Annotated in this window: 17 protein-coding genes and 1 rRNA gene; 8 read left to right on the top strand and 10 right to left on the bottom strand. The window is 62.5% G+C overall.

Annotation, left to right across the window (positions count from 1 at the left end; translation table 11 throughout):
• The first annotated feature begins 75 nt into the window (after positions 1-75).
• Positions 76-192 (top strand): 5S ribosomal RNA (gene rrf / locus HD600_RS01095).
• A 9-nt stretch (positions 193-201) separates the two neighbouring features.
• On the opposite strand, the gene HD600_RS01090 is transcribed toward rrf, so the two are convergent.
• Entirely contained in the window at positions 202-1,038 is an 837-nt protein-coding gene (locus HD600_RS01090) for a hypothetical protein (RefSeq protein ID WP_184280975.1), read from the bottom strand.
• A gap of 12 nt (positions 1,039-1,050) precedes the next feature.
• On the opposite strand from HD600_RS01090, the gene HD600_RS01085 reads away from it, so the two are divergent.
• From HD600_RS01085 to HD600_RS01070, 4 genes are read left to right on the top strand one after another with little or no spacing between them, the layout of a single operon-like run.
• Positions 1,051-1,881 carry a hypothetical protein gene (locus tag HD600_RS01085; RefSeq protein WP_338402256.1) on the top strand — a complete coding sequence of 277 codons (831 nt, stop codon included), beginning with the start codon at positions 1,051-1,053 and terminating at the stop codon, positions 1,879-1,881.
• Positions 1,882-2,913, top strand: a complete 1,032-nt coding sequence (locus tag HD600_RS01080) for an HAD-IIA family hydrolase (protein WP_184280973.1) — start codon at positions 1,882-1,884, stop codon at positions 2,911-2,913.
• Positions 2,914-2,958: 45 nt separating this feature from the next.
• A complete protein-coding gene (locus HD600_RS01075) occupies positions 2,959-3,138 on the top strand; it encodes a hypothetical protein (protein ID WP_184280971.1) in 180 nt (59 codons plus the stop codon).
• Positions 3,135-3,935 carry a TlyA family rRNA (cytidine-2'-O)-methyltransferase gene (locus HD600_RS01070; protein ID WP_184280969.1) on the top strand — a complete coding sequence of 267 codons (801 nt, stop codon included), beginning with the start codon at positions 3,135-3,137 and terminating at the stop codon, positions 3,933-3,935. The genes HD600_RS01075 and HD600_RS01070 overlap by 4 nt, the downstream gene beginning before the upstream one ends.
• Before the next feature lie 65 nt (positions 3,936-4,000).
• Here the strand turns inward: HD600_RS01070 and HD600_RS01065 are convergent, their stop codons facing one another.
• The gene (locus HD600_RS01065; protein ID WP_184280967.1) at positions 4,001-4,600 is read right to left on the bottom strand and encodes a hypothetical protein; all 600 of its coding nucleotides are present in this window, start codon (positions 4,598-4,600) and stop codon (positions 4,001-4,003) included.
• Between the two features lie 211 nt (positions 4,601-4,811).
• Between HD600_RS01065 and HD600_RS01060 the strand changes: the two genes are divergently transcribed.
• A complete protein-coding gene (locus HD600_RS01060) occupies positions 4,812-6,002 on the top strand; it encodes a hypothetical protein (RefSeq protein ID WP_184280965.1) in 1,191 nt (396 codons plus the stop codon).
• Positions 6,003-6,430: 428 nt separating this feature from the next.
• On the opposite strand, the gene HD600_RS01055 is transcribed toward HD600_RS01060, so the two are convergent.
• Complete coding sequence (locus tag HD600_RS01055; protein WP_184280963.1) at positions 6,431-6,700, bottom strand: hypothetical protein; 270 nt, start codon at positions 6,698-6,700, stop codon at positions 6,431-6,433.
• A 364-nt stretch (positions 6,701-7,064) separates the two neighbouring features.
• On the opposite strand from HD600_RS01055, the gene HD600_RS01050 reads away from it, so the two are divergent.
• Complete coding sequence (locus tag HD600_RS01050; protein WP_184280961.1) at positions 7,065-7,367, top strand: hypothetical protein; 303 nt, start codon at positions 7,065-7,067, stop codon at positions 7,365-7,367.
• A gap of 314 nt (positions 7,368-7,681) precedes the next feature.
• Entirely contained in the window at positions 7,682-8,257 is a 576-nt protein-coding gene (locus HD600_RS01045) for a hypothetical protein (RefSeq protein WP_184280960.1), read from the top strand.
• Here the strand turns inward: HD600_RS01045 and HD600_RS01040 are convergent.
• The 7 genes from HD600_RS01040 to HD600_RS01010 all read right to left on the bottom strand — a co-directional run bounded on the left by HD600_RS01040 (position 8,254) and on the right by HD600_RS01010 (position 13,768).
• Positions 8,254-8,838 carry a recombinase family protein gene (locus tag HD600_RS01040; RefSeq protein ID WP_184280958.1) on the bottom strand — a complete coding sequence of 195 codons (585 nt, stop codon included), beginning with the start codon at positions 8,836-8,838 and terminating at the stop codon, positions 8,254-8,256. The two genes, HD600_RS01045 and HD600_RS01040, sit on opposite strands and share 4 nt — an antisense overlap.
• Positions 8,839-9,082: 244 nt before the next feature.
• Positions 9,083-9,295, bottom strand: a complete 213-nt coding sequence (locus HD600_RS01035; RefSeq protein ID WP_184280956.1) for a hypothetical protein — start codon at positions 9,293-9,295, stop codon at positions 9,083-9,085.
• Between the two features lie 165 nt (positions 9,296-9,460).
• Positions 9,461-9,868 carry a hypothetical protein gene (locus tag HD600_RS01030; RefSeq protein WP_184280955.1) on the bottom strand — a complete coding sequence of 136 codons (408 nt, stop codon included), beginning with the start codon at positions 9,866-9,868 and terminating at the stop codon, positions 9,461-9,463.
• Complete coding sequence (locus HD600_RS01025) at positions 9,865-10,395, bottom strand: helix-turn-helix domain-containing protein (RefSeq protein ID WP_184280953.1); 531 nt, start codon at positions 10,393-10,395, stop codon at positions 9,865-9,867. The genes HD600_RS01030 and HD600_RS01025 overlap by 4 nt, the downstream gene beginning before the upstream one ends.
• A gap of 169 nt (positions 10,396-10,564) precedes the next feature.
• On the bottom strand, positions 10,565-11,299 hold the full coding sequence (locus HD600_RS01020; protein ID WP_184280951.1) for a hypothetical protein: 735 nt from the start codon (positions 11,297-11,299) through the stop codon (positions 10,565-10,567).
• A gap of 1,048 nt (positions 11,300-12,347) precedes the next feature.
• Positions 12,348-12,686, bottom strand: coding sequence for a hypothetical protein (locus tag HD600_RS01015; protein ID WP_184280949.1), 339 nt, complete (start codon positions 12,684-12,686; stop codon positions 12,348-12,350).
• 68 nt (positions 12,687-12,754) lie between these two features.
• Positions 12,755-13,768, bottom strand: coding sequence for a tyrosine-type recombinase/integrase (locus HD600_RS01010; protein WP_184280947.1), 1,014 nt, complete (start codon positions 13,766-13,768; stop codon positions 12,755-12,757).
• Between the last annotated feature and the right edge of the window lie 157 nt (positions 13,769-13,925).

The following is a 13,925-nucleotide window of genomic DNA, read 5'->3' as shown; positions in this document are numbered from 1 at the left end:
GTGGTTCTCGATGTACGGTCGAGAACCGCATAACAACAATTCTTGTTATGTGTTTGATTGAAACATCAATAGTGTTTCGGCGGCCATAGCGTGAGGGAAACGCCCGGTCACATTCCGAACCCGGAAGCTAAGCCTCACAGCGCCGATGGTACTGCAGGGGGGACCCTGTGGGAGAGTAGGACACCGCCGGACTCCTTTTAGTCAAAATGGCCACCCAACGCAGGGTGGCCATTTTGCGTTAACCGGGAAGTTGAGAGAATCGGAATCATGTCGAACGAGGATGAGCGTCGACCACGACGCGATGACGACTCCAACGAGCGCCGACGCGAGGACAGCCCTCGGCGCCCCCGTTCCGAAGGCTCGACTTCCGCAGGACGATCGCACGCACCACGTCGCGATGGCGACCGCCGTGAAGGTGGCTACCAGCGCCGCGATGGTGCTGCTCCGCGACGCGATGGCGAACGCCGTGATGGCGGCTATCAGAAGCGCGAAGGCGGATACCAGCCCCGTGAGGGTGGTTACCAGCGTCGTGATGGTGCTGCGCCGCGTCGCGATGGCGACCGCCGCGAGGGTGGCTACCAGCCCCGCGAGGGTGGTTACCAGCGTCGTGATGGTGCTGCTCCGCGTCGTGATGGTGCGGCTCCGCGTCGTGACGGCGACCGGCGCGAGGGCGGTTACCAGAAGCGTGAAGGTGGCTACCAGCCGCGTGAGGGTGGTTACCAACGTCGTGATGGTGCTGCTCCGCGTCGTGATGGCGACCGCCGTGAAGGTGGTTACCAGCGTCGCGATGGTGCTGCTCCGCGTCGTGATGGCGACCGCCGCGAAGGTGGCTACCAGAAGCGCGAAGGTGGCTACCAGAAGCGCGAAGGTGGCTACCAGTCCCGTGAGGGTGGATACCAGCGCCGCGATGGCGACGGACCCCGTCGCGATGACCGACGCTCGGATGCTCGTCACTCCGGTGGCGGTCGCGGATTCCCTCAGCGGGGTGGAGCGGGACGAGAGCGTCCCGACCGCCAGGCCGATGATCGGCCCCGCCACGATGACCCGATCGTGCCCGAGGAGATCACAGCCAAGGACTTGCACGCCTCGGCGCGCAACGAGCTCAAGACCCTCAGCAAGGAGAACGCCGACCAGGTCGCACGTCACCTCGCGATGGCCGCGCAGCTGATCGATGAAGACCCGGAACTCGCGCACAAGCATGCCCTCGCGGCATCCCGTCGCGCCGGCCGGATCGCGATCGTGCGTGAGACTCTCGGGATCACCGCGTACGCTCTCGGCGACTTCGCACTCGCACTGCGGGAGCTGCGCACGTACCGACGCATCTCCGGCAAGGACGACCAGATCGCGCTGATGGTGGACAGCGAGCGCGGCGTCGGACGCCCCGACCGGGCTCTCGAGACGGGCCGTGCGGTCGACCGTGATGCGCTGCCCACTCCCGTTCGGGTCGCTCTCGCGATCGCGATGTCCGGCGCGCGCCTCGACCAGAGCGAAGCGGAGCTGGCACTCGGCGAACTGCAGATTCCCGAACTGGACCCCGATCGCGCCTTCGAGTGGAGTCCTGCTCTCTTCAGCGCACACGCTGCGGTCCTGGAGGATCTCGGCCGCGATGAGGAGGCTGCCTTCTGGAGCGCTCGCGCCGAGGTCGCAGCAGAGGCACTCGGCATGAACGAGGACGACGAGGACGAGATCTTCGTCGAAGACGGGCTGATCGAGGGCGAGTTCGATGAGACTCCCGCCGAAGCCGAAGCCGAAGCCGAAGCCGAAGCCGAAGCCGAAGCCGAAGCCGAAGCCGAAGCCGAAGCCGTGACCACGGATGAGCCCGATGCTCCGGCATCCGCTCCCGATGACAGTGAAGCAGAGGCGCCGAAGGAGGATTCCTGAGTGGGTCTGTTCTCGAAGAAGCTCCCGACCCCGCTGGATGGCGTCGACGTCGTCCTCGCTGACCTCGACGGAGTCGTCTACGCAGGCCCGGGTGCGCTGCCGCATGCGGTGGAGAGCCTGAACGCTGTCGCGGAGACGCGGCGCGTCGGCTACATCACCAACAACGCCTCACGCACCGACGCATCCGTCGCCGAACATCTCACCGAGCTGGGACTCAGTGTCGCGGCGAACGACGTCGTCACGAGCCCGCAGGCGGCCATGCGTCTGCTCGCGTCCATCGTGCCCGCGCCCGCGACCCTGTTGATCGTCGGGGGAGAGGGGCTCGTCGTCGAAGCGGAGAAGGCCGGCTACCGCGTCACCCGCAGCGCCGATGACGCGCCGGATGCCGTCGTGCAGGGGTTCGCCCCCGACGTCGCCTGGACCGACCTCGCCGAAGCGGCCTTCGCCCTCAAGGTTCCCGAGGAGGAGGGGGGCATCCCCTGGATCGCGACGAACAGCGACTGGACGATTCCGCGTGAACGCGGTGTCGCGCCGGGGAACGGCACGCTGGTCTCTGCCGTGCACACCGCCGTGGGACGCCTCGCCACGGTCGCCGGCAAGCCGGAGGTCCCGATCTTCGAGGAGGCCATCGCGCGCTTCGAGGCGACGAAGACGCTGTTCATCGGCGACCGGCTCGACACCGACATCATGGGCGCCGCCCGAGTCGGCATCGACTCCGTGCTCGTGCTCACCGGCATCGACCGCCCGAAGCACGTGCTCGCGGCGCCGGAGGGATCCCGCCCGACCTACATCCTCAGCGACCTGCGGGAACTGCATGAGCCGTACCCGCAGACCTCGCGCCGCGGTGGCGTGGTGACTGTCAACGGGGCATCGGTGCGTGTCGTCGGCGGAGACGTCGAGATCCTCTCCGAGGGTGAAAGTCAGATCGACCTCGTCCGTGCCGGGGCGACGGCGATCTGGGAGTCCGGCACGCCGATCTTCGTGCTGAATGTGCCCGAGAAGCTGTACGCCGACCCGTTCCACCGCCCCTGAGTGCGTCCTGCGGAGCGACAGCGCGCGGCCACGTAGAGTGGAAACGTGAGTGACGACAACGCGCAACCGACCGATGGTCTGTGGAGCCGTCTGCGTCTGATCGAAGGCCAACCGCTGGCCGCCAGGGCAGATGCCTACACCGCGGTCCACGACGAGCTCTTCCGGCGCCTCGAGAGCGGCGCGAAGCTCGACAGCCACGAGAAGTCCGCGTCAGGAGACCGGTGACGCGGCTCGACGCGGCACTCGCCTCCCGCGGACTCGCGCGTTCGCGCACCCACGCGGCGACTCTCATCGCCGCCGGTCTGGTGAGCGTCGACGGACGGCAGATCGTCAAGGCCTCGACGGCCGTGTCGGATGACGCGGAGATCGTCGTCGCCGAGACCGATCACTACGTCAGCCGCGGCGCGCACAAGCTCGTCGCCGCACTCGACGCGTTCGACGTCCGGGTCGACGGCCGCCTCGCGTTGGACATGGGCGCGTCGACCGGTGGATTCACCCAGGTGCTCCGCGAACGCGGTGCACGGAAGGTGCTGGCCGTCGATGTCGGACACGACCAGCTGTCGCCGACGATCGCCGCCGACCCCGGCGTCATCCCCGTCGAGGGATTCAACGTGCGGTACATGACCCGCGAGAGCCTCGCCGACGCCACACGGGAGTCCGACGCGCCGGAGGTCATCGTCGGCGACCTCTCGTTCATCTCGCTCGAACTGGTCCTTCCTGCCGTCGCCGCTGTCGCCGCACCTGGCTCCGACATCGTCGTGCTCGTCAAACCGCAGTTCGAAGTGGGCCGCACGGCCGTTCGCGGTGGACTGGTGACCGACCCCGCCACCCGCGCCGATGCCGTCGGCCGCGTCGTCTGGCACGGATGGGATGCGGGACTGGGAATGCTGGGGATCATCGCGTCACCGATCCTCGGCACGCATGGGAACGCGGAGTTCCTCGTCCACATGGCGCCCGGACGGGGGAGCAATCCGACAGAATTCTTGCATGACATCGAAAGGCTTTCATTATCTAGAAAATGACAAGCCTCCCGCGTGATCTTGCGGTGAGACGTGTCCAGGCATTGGACACAGACTGGACACGAGAATCAGATGTTGTTCTCGTAGTAGTGGTCGACGACCCGAAGCTTGCTGGCGCAGTCGTCTACCTTCGCCTGTACCGTAGGGGAGACAGCCTCGCCTCTCGCGGCGGCTCCGGCGAGTTCCACAAGGAGCTGGACCAGCCCTCGCGCGTTGTAGCCCGCGATCAGATTCTGGCCGTTGATGCCCGAATAATCAGCAAAGTTCCCGAGCGCGTTCAGGACAGTCAGCATCCCCTCTCGTACGTTGCGATCTGAAATGCTCTCGACTGTCCGCCGGGCCTCGGCTTCAAGACGGGTTCTCCATCGGTGCGCCACGACGAGCGGGGTGACGTCGTCCGCAAGGCCCGAGATTTCCTTGAGCATGCTGGAGAACGTGGTCAACGCGACTAACCCCGCCTCCTTGCCTCTCTGACGGTCCTCGCGTTCTACTTGTTTTTCCTGTTGTTCGATAGCTATCTTCTGCTCATGCTCCCGTGATCTGGCATCAGCCTCGATCTTCTCGCGCTCAATCTTCGCGTCACTCCTGCCCTTCAACCAGACGCTCCCAGCGGACACGAGACCACCGATGAGAAACGCGAAGGCGGTGGTGAGTATTGACCAGTCCATAGAGTCATCATGGCGGAAGGCTCAGACGGTAGGCCGCGGAGACCACGGTGGAGGGGGGGCGACCCGCTCGGACCACGTTCCCGGAACAGCCGCGACGCGCCGGTCTTGGGGTCCGTTTGAAAGCGCCAGGTCCTTTGCGTTCAAGGAGTGTGGCGAACCGCCGCACGCACAGAAGTCGCCTACCACCGTCGACCTTTGTCATCATGGGCTGATGGGCACCGAGGAACGGTTCGAATGGCTTGCCAAGCAGATGAGCGAGCGTGTCCGCATGGCGCAGGAGAGGTCAGACGCGCTCGTTGGTGACATCAGTCGGTGGCGTAAGCCAGAGCCACTACACGCGACCCTTCACACCAAAGTGGCTCCGGAGTGCGGCTGGTATATCGAAGTGGATTCCGTAGATCCTCCACCAGCGTTGGATCGTTGGGGGGTCCAGCTCGGTGAGATCGCTCACCATCTACGGAGCATCCTCAACACGACGCTCACACGGATCGTTGCGGCGGAAGGTGACACTCCCGGTAAACGTCTTCAGTACCCGGTGACATACACCGCGGCGAAATGGAGGGAAGCACTCAAAGGCCGCATGCTTGCTGGTGTCCCGGAGCGCGTGGTACGAGCAATCTACGCCAATCAGCCGTTTGTATGGGCAAATGCCTCAGGCACGAAGCCCGCGGACCACGTGCTGGCGGTACTCGCGTGGCTCAACAATGAGGACAAGCACCGCATCGAAATTGGCGGGTCGTTCGCGGGGAGGTGGGTGGCATACGAGGGTCGGATCATCACGCCGGACGGAACATCCTTGTCTGTGCGACCGAAGCTTACCCACGACTGGTCGCTGAAACCAGGGAGCCGCATCGTGGACGCCGATACCTCACCCCATGTTGTGGCTGATGTCGGACGAACCACGGTCGATTTACAGATTGACGTTCTCGTGCGGGACGAAACAGGGAACGTGACGATCCTGGAACAGCTCGTCGAGGAAATCTGGGGAGGATTTCAGGAAGCGCAACTCAGCATGATGTTCGCTTGGGCGAACGAGGAGGTCGATTACGACGACTTCGCTGGTGCGTCTAATTTCAAGGCGGGTAGCGCCTTTGGCCGAGCCGCGGTGGACGCAGTTAATGGCAAAGGAACGTGGGACAACGACGGTACACGGCGCACTAAGGCGAGTGCCTTGTCAGAGCTTGACGCGGAGACGACGGGAGATGAGGAACCATCAGATTCTTCGCCGACTCTGATCCTCTCGCCCGCGGAAAGTCACGCTTCAAACCTAGATTCAGAACGCGTCGACTGGGAACGACTGCGCGGTCTGCGGGACGCACACGATCCCCCCCGAACTTGGCGCGGGAACACCGCTGGTCGCCGTGGCTTCCTTGTTTCAGACTCACCGGATCCGAGCCCATAGGGCGTAGCTCGTAAACTCGAGCCGTTAACTTCGTACCCGGGGCGCGTGCTGATCCGGACTGGGGTCATAACCGCGGTGCGATCTGTTAGCGAACGGGCGTGGAGTAGCCGAGCCTATCCGGTCGTCATAGAGCAGACGGCTGACCGCATATCAGGCAGTACAGGGGCGGGGGAGCCTGCTCGGGAACCTTGATCGGTTCCCACCCATGGCATGGAGACGCGACAATCATCATGTCGTCGGCCTCGGTCAGTGGGTCAGGTCGGTGGCTCTCAACTGACCAACGGCTCCACACTCTTGACACTCCCAGCGCTCGCCGCGGAGCGTCGCACGGGTGCCCATGGGTACTAGGCAACCCTCTCAGTTGGGCGCGGAGCCGTCGAGATCGTCATCCGTGGATTCGGGGGTGTTGGGATCGACCAGCGGCAAGATCATACGGGAGTGATGATCTTCCGCGCGGCTTCATCGAATGTGTTGTAGGCGTTGGGATGCCCGACCCAATAAAACGCATGATCTTTCCGCGCGACCTTGCCATACGCGGCGGTTATCCCACCGACCGTCCGCCTCACAGCCCAGAGGGCGTCGAATTCTAGGCGGGTGCACTCAACTTCCGCATCGACCCACGCAACGGTGAAGTTCGCGCAGACCACCGCCGCTTCCATGTCCACCACCTCGTTGTTGTGGTTCCTGTACTCAACCATGAACACAGGGTACTAAGAAGCCCATTCGGGTGTCCGAGGTCGGTCGTACAGTGTTAATCGGAGGTTCCCTTCATCGCAGATCAGTCCGCCGATGAAAGGACGCACGGATGATCGGGTTCCTTCACGAAATCGAGTCGGAAATAGCCTGCGTGAACAACGAGGAGCATCGCGCAGTGGCCGGAGTCGGGTGCCATGAATGCGGCACACGCACGTGGGAATCGCAGGGAGATGGGAGCCGGGACGCGGTGCGGTCGCGAACAACCGCCATGTAGTTCATCTTTCTTCAGGCGGGTACTGGTTCCCTTCCCAGTACCCGCCTTTCGTTGCTCCGACGAGTCCGCAAATCACATCTATGGTGTGGGATATGCAAATCGAACAGTTGACAGCAGAATCCATCCGTCAGGCTGAACTCCGACACTCAACGGGCTTGGAGTTTCAGGCCGGAGTCGAAGAGTGGCACACGCGCGAGGTGCGTGCTTCCTTCCGTGGAAACCCCATCCGCGTGCAGTACACCGAGACTGAGGGTAATCCTGACTACCGTCTCAACGTCTCGATCTACGACGCGGAAACAGGGGAGCACATCGCAACCGGCAACGGCGACCGTGACTGGGAGGGAGCGCTGAGCATCGTCCACTGGCAGAACCTCAACATGCGGTGGCCCGAATAGTCTTCACCCGTGCAATGCAGAACCACCGGCGTTTGACCGGAGGTTCTCCGTGGCCGATCAGCCGTGTGCTTCAGGATGCTCGCGGTACTTCAGCACCCTCTTGCGGCGACCAAGCGGCCTTCAACTGAGCCGAACTGCTCCACACTCTTGACACTCCCAGCGCTCGCCGCGTCGTGTCTCTCGGTCTTCCATGGGCAATAGGCATCGCTCACAATTAGGCGCGGCCCCGTCGATGTCGTCGCCTTCAGAGAAGGGGGTCGAGCTATCGAGTGGCGGCAGGATCACATGGGAGAGGCTACCCCTAGGCTGTGCGCATGCGTCGAAATATTCAGGTACTGCTCGGCGGAGTACTGCTGCTCGTCATCGCCTCGGGTGCCCTCGCTGTCGTGTGGGGACTGGTTTCTTGGTTCCTGTCGCTACCTGCAAGCAGTCAGACACCGATCGCCGCGCTCGTCGGAGTTGTATCCGTCCCGCTAATCACTTACTTCACCAGTCGGTCACTCGAACGGCGCCGTTCGCGGGAGAACGCGATCCGCGAGAAAAAGACCGAGATATATGACGATCTCATTCGAGGCCTCATGCAGATGCTGAACCTCAGCAAGTCGGAAGACCCGATGACCGAGACTGAGATGGTCAAGCTTTTTTCGGAAGCGGTACCCAACCTCATCGCTTACGGCTCCCGCCGCGTAATCCTGGCCTGGAACAACTTCCGCAAGGTCGCCGCACACTCTGCTGGCGATGCAAATGCCACCGGCCATGCGTTCGAGGACCTGCTGAAAGCAATGCGCAACGACCTTGGGCATCCCACCGCGACGACTGGGCGGGGCGAGCTTCTTCGGATGTTCATCACCGACTACGACGAATCCGCGCTCGCGAAGAAGGGTCGCTAGGCGCTCGCCTTTGCCTTCGTAATCCGGTACACCGTGGCGATGCTCACCCCGAGCGTGCGGGCGATGTCAGGCACAGGTTCTCCCGCGTCCCGGAGGGACTGCGCCTGTCGAACTTGCTTTCTGTCGGTCGCCTTCGGACGGCCACCTGTGCGCCCCTGAGCTTTCGCGGCGGCGAGCCCTGCTCTAGTGCGCTCTTGGATGAAGCTCCGCTCCATCTCTGCAAAGATCGCGAGCATCTGGAGCATTGCGCGCCCGGTCGGCGTGCTGGAGTTGAGTCCATCGCTGATCGACTCGATGAACACGCCACGCTCGGTGAGATCGGCGATCAGAGAGGCTACGTGAGCCGTGGAGCGCCCCAAGCGATCGAGCTTATAGACGACGACGGTATCCCCGGCTTCGGCGTCTGAGAGAAGCGCTGAGAGCGCAGGGCGCTCGGTCGTCGACCCGGAGATTCCGTGATCGACGTAGCGATTCCTCTTCAGCACCTTCGCGCCGTCGAGCGCGTCGTGCTGGAGGGATTCGTCTTGCTTGCCGGTCGAGACGCGAATGTAGCCAAGCCGGCTTCCCGTCGAGGTTGCCATAGCTTCATTGTGTCACTACAGCGTACCTTTTCGCAACTCAATAAGGTTTGAGTTCTGCGGAGAGGAATGAGCCCGAGCTTGCGTGGATTCTCGGCTCTGGCTCGCGCTCGTCACGGCTCTCATCTGAGCATCGTTTTTGAGACGGTGATCCCCCTCCACATGGACAGATGGAGGGGGATCATGTGCCCGCGCCTCAGGAACGGCGGGCGTTCCTCCCGCGCCTGACCGGGAGGAGTCTAGAGAATCAGGATCGGCGTGCCCATTCGTTCTGCTCCGCGATGAGCTTGTCTATGCGCTCTGCCTCGCTCCCGTGAAGCTTCTGCACTAGCGCGGCTTCCATTTCAGGAGTCCACTCACTCGGCCGATACTGCACATCAGCCTGTAGAGCTTCGTTCGTGCGTGCGTTCCGCATGCTCTCGGCGATGATCGCGTGGAGCCTGTCGTCGTCATTACTCATCGTCGTGGTCCTCCCACCGAATCCAATTCACGAGTACCTGAAGAACCACCTGAAAACACGCTCTTTGGTCGCGTGTGGCCCAGAACCTCTCATTGATCATGCCGAACGCCTCCCTCAGATCGCGCTCGGCCCGACGCAGGTCGGCGCGCTGTCGTGGCGTAGCCATCAGTAGGTCCTCAACGTGCGTTGGCTATTGCGGTTCTGTTCGGGGAAGTCCGCCTTGATCTTGCGGAACGCGACGGCGCGCTCGTCAGGATCAGAAATCCGCTGGGCCTCTTCAGTAGCTCGCATCCATTGCCTATGACGTGCACCATGGATGTCGTCTCGTCCGATGCCCATGCCTTCGGGTGCGGGACCGCTTGCGAACATCTGGTGGCCCCATCGCTCGACCTGCTGGTCGACCGTCATATCGAGCCATGAGACGCCGAACTTGTTCCTCGTTTCCTCGTACTGCTCTTCCGTGACAGTGAACTCGTGGCCTCGGAGGCCGACGAAGCCGTCGACGCCGAGGGAGACGGTCAAACCGCTTACGAGTACGTGGAACGTCCTGGGAAAGTTGTTCGTCGGGTTCATGATTCTGCGTCCGTCTCCGTGACCTGCGTCACTGGTTTCTTTTTCTGAGCCTGAAGGCTCTGTCGTAGTTCGTGCAGTTCTTCGTGCTCCGCGAGCGCACTGAGCACTTCGGAGGGGAACCTCCGATAGAGGGTCTGAACGGTGCGAACCAACGGCCCCAGCGCCTGGTTCAGGCGCGTCGTCGACGTGTCATCGACCCCGAGCTTGGCAAGGCGGTCGAGCACGCTTAGCTCTGCCGCGATGGCTCGGGCCCTCACCTGCGGTGAGCTGGATGCGTCAGCCAGCTTCCGGGTAACCCTGGCGGAGTCTGCGAGATCGGCCAGACGACCCATGATCTCCGTGGGGTCAGTGCCGTCGTCGGTGATGATCTGGTTCAGCACCTGCATGCGGCTGGAACGCCATCTACTTATGGCGCTTTCCGACACCGAGTATCTTCGTGCGATCTCAGCGCCCGGCATTCCCGACGCGATGAGTTCGACGATGCGCTCCCGGTCGGGATGCCTGTCGATACTGCTCTGCGCGGCCATGATTACTTCCCTGTGTCGACGTGAGTTGGGAGGGCGACCGGACCTCGATCAAAACGCTCGGCCACCCTCCCAGTAGGAGTCCACCGGACGAGGAGCCCCCATTCCCATCCGGCTTCAGGGATTACTATCGCGCGCAACGATGCGGCAGAAGTGACAGTCCCCGGGACCATCACCCCCGACGCTTCGCCCACTCATCCACGCGACGGTGGGACTCCACGACGCTGTCCTCTGGTCTAGCCAGAGGCTCGTCGTCCTTGAAGAGCTCGATCAGCTCAGCAACCGTCTCATCCGACCAGTTGATCGCTGGTTCGCTTTCTTCTGCCGCGCCGTCGCGAGCCGAAGGTGGAGCGACGACAGGCGCGGGCGAGGGGTTACCCGAGCGATTCTTTACATTCATTTCATTACTGTCATTCCTATTGTCTTCTGGGCTAGCGGTTGCTGGCTCGGTACCTGCATTTGCTGGCTCTGGAGTAGCACTTGCTGGTGCGGGGATAGGACTTGCCTGTTGAGGCCAGTCGTGGGCGTCACGCTTCTCGAGGATCTCCTTCACGAGGTCGTTGCGACGGAAGCGGAACACCTCGTACGGCTGTCCGCCATTCCGCCCCTGATGCTTGTCAGTGACCTCGAGCACGCCCTGCCGCTTCAGGTACTCGAGCATCTTCGTGATGGTGGTGTGGTGAGCACCGGTGAGGTGGTGGAGGAGCTTCTTGCTCGGGTTCACCCGCGTGCCTGTCGCGTAGTCACCGAACTGGGCGAGTGTCAGTCCGATTGCGACCCAAGAGGTGCGGCGGATCCCGCCTTGGATAAGGAAGGCGGGGTAGTGGAGGATGAACCATCTGAAGTCGGCGTGGTTCAGCTGGTTAGCGTCGACATCAGGTTGGGGTCTGCGGGGCTTGGTAGTCATGGGTTTCTCGTCTCTTACTCGTAGATCGCGCCAGGCCGGCGCCTGGCAATGGACGGTCGTGTTCAGGCCGGATCGGTATGGGTACGAAGGGGCGTGCGCTTAGTGCTCGGGGGTGGTGTTGCCACCTCCTTCCCGCTTCCGGTCGCGATCCGCGCGCGCCGCTGATGTCGCCGCATGCTTGCAGTCATCGCACCTACAGCCGCGGGCGTACCGCGACCGCGTGCCATGCTCACTGCTCTTGGCGCGGCCTGCGGGGTTCTCTTTCAGGCGGCGACGAAACGTCTTCCGAGCCTCGCCGCATGGGTCACACCGGCACCGGTAGTTGACGTACCCGTTATTCGTGCCGTGCCTCGGGTCGTCCGGGGCCAGTGGTTCTGGCTTCCACTTCCGCAGGCGCTTACTGCGGGTGACTGGCTTCGGCGCGGGCGTGTTACTCGTCGACGACTTGTTCACCGTAGGAAATGCGCCGCCCGGCCTCGCAGGGGCGTCCTTGAGTACCTCCGCGACCGATTCACGGCTCGCGTGCACGACCCGCTGGATCTCGCCGAGGCCAGCCCCCTGCGCATGCAGACGGAGGACGTCCGTTCGGAGCTGATCAGGATCGTCGCGATTCTCTTGCCTCGTCTTCATCGCACTCGCGTCTTCGGCGAGTGCGATGGCGTAAGCAGTGTCTTCCAGGAAGGCCCGGTGGGCCTCTTCGAGCAGGTCCGCGTAGCGGGAGGCATCAAATGTCATACCTACTCTTACGGCTCTGACACGACGATGTTCAGCCGCCGACGAAAAAAGTTCTGCGAGTTCAATGACGGCGCAGTGGAACCCGAATCGGGGCGGAGGGCGTGTCCCTGACAGGTCCCGGACCGAAGCTGGACGGCTCGTGGATAGCCCTCGAGAATGGTCTGTGCTGGGCAGTCGTTCGCGTTGCTTTATGCACGCAGAAGCCCCACCCTCGACTACCGATTACGAATGGTAGGAGGATGGGGCAAGGTAGCCCAGAGGAGAGGAGCCTAGGGGGATTTCCTACGCCTTCTCGCATAAATGGGCTACGAGGTCACCCCGCGACCACGACCTCGAATACGTCGAGTTCGTGGTTCCACTCGATGCTGTGGTCGATTGCGTGCTTTTCGTCGACGAAGTGCACTCTGATAATCTCGCCGGACGCATCCCGCGTGATCGACTCGACGTCGGCAAGGCGGAGCTTAACTCCCCGCGGCGCCGTGATTTCCTCGACGAGGTCCCACACTTCGATGATTGTCTCGACGCTGTCCAGCTGGAGCAAGAGGTCGCGTACGGCCCCCGCCTTCTTCATGCGCTCCAGTGACTCAGCGGTTGTCCGGGCCTCATACGAAATCGTCTCGTACTTGGCAATAGCGGTGTCGATCCATGTCATTTGTTCTTCTCTTTTCTCTAGACCATTTGCCGAGCGTTCTGCGGTGGTTACTGCGGGGTAGCGACGGCTCAGATAGCGAGTTGCTTCACGATTTGCTTCTGCCGGTCGAAGCTTGGCCTCTGGTACACAAGCGCGCTACGAATGTCTGTGTGACCACCGCGCTCCATCAGCTCAGCCAAAGTTGCGTGGGCGGCGAACTCTGTCAGGTGGACAGCGCGGATATCGTGCGTGTGAACGTGCTCGAGGCCGAACTCTTTACGGAGTTCCAGCCACCTGTCGTGCCAGGCGTTGTAAGAAAGGCGCTGTGAGGCGCTGTTGAGCCAGACCGGGCCTCGACCGCCGCCGCGTTGCTTCCAGGCTGTCAGCGCGCTCACAGCGGCTTCTGAGATTGGTTGCAGGATGTCCGCTTCCGGGTGTCTCTTCCGACCGGGCTTCAATCCGTACTTCGTCAGGTGCCGGTGCACGTGAAGCGTGCCTTGCTCGAGGTCGACATCCTCCCAGTCGAGTGCGAGTACCTCTCCGATCCTTAAGCCGGATGACAGGAGCACTTGGAGGAGCGTGGCCACCTGTGGGTCCGCTGTCGCCAGCTTGAGCATCTGTACGTTGAAGGCATCGACGGACGCTCTCTGCGTCGAAACGTTGCGAGATGCCCCTTTGATAGGGACCCACTTCAGGATCTCCCCGTCTTCGCTCGCCTGTTTCATGATGTTCGACAAGAGCATGTAGCTCGACCGCCGCGGGATCTTCTTGTCCTCCATGCTCGTCCACCAACGACGGACCATGTTGGGCGTGATATCGGTGAGCTTCTTCTCGCCGAACGTTGGCTGGAGGTGATTCCGGTAGTCCCGGATGTAGTTGTCCCACGTTCCCGGGGCCAGGTCGTGCTTCCGCGCCATCAGGTGTGCTTCTGCGTACCGCCAGAACTTGATACTCCCTCTCTTCTCGTCCTGATGGATGATGGCGTGAGCCTGAGCCGCTACGGCCTCCTGCTTGGTGTCGAAGACGCCCAGCGATACCCGCTTACCGTCCCTGTAGATGCGCGCTCTCCAGCGACCACTGGCAAGCTTCTGTGGTTTTTCCATGTCTAACCTCCTGCTTTCTCATACGCTTGAGATCGACGGATGACGAAGGTCTGTCGGAGAAAGTTGGAGGAGATTGGACTCGCCCCTGGACACGGCCGCCTCCCGTCCCCGTGTTTTCCGCGTAATCTCAAGGAAGTTGGAGGTTCGGGTGAACCTC

Source organism: Microbacterium ginsengiterrae (assembly GCF_014205075.1).
GTDB lineage: Bacteria > Actinomycetota > Actinomycetes > Actinomycetales > Microbacteriaceae > Microbacterium > Microbacterium ginsengiterrae.
This window is presented reverse-complemented; position numbering and strand designations above follow the sequence as displayed.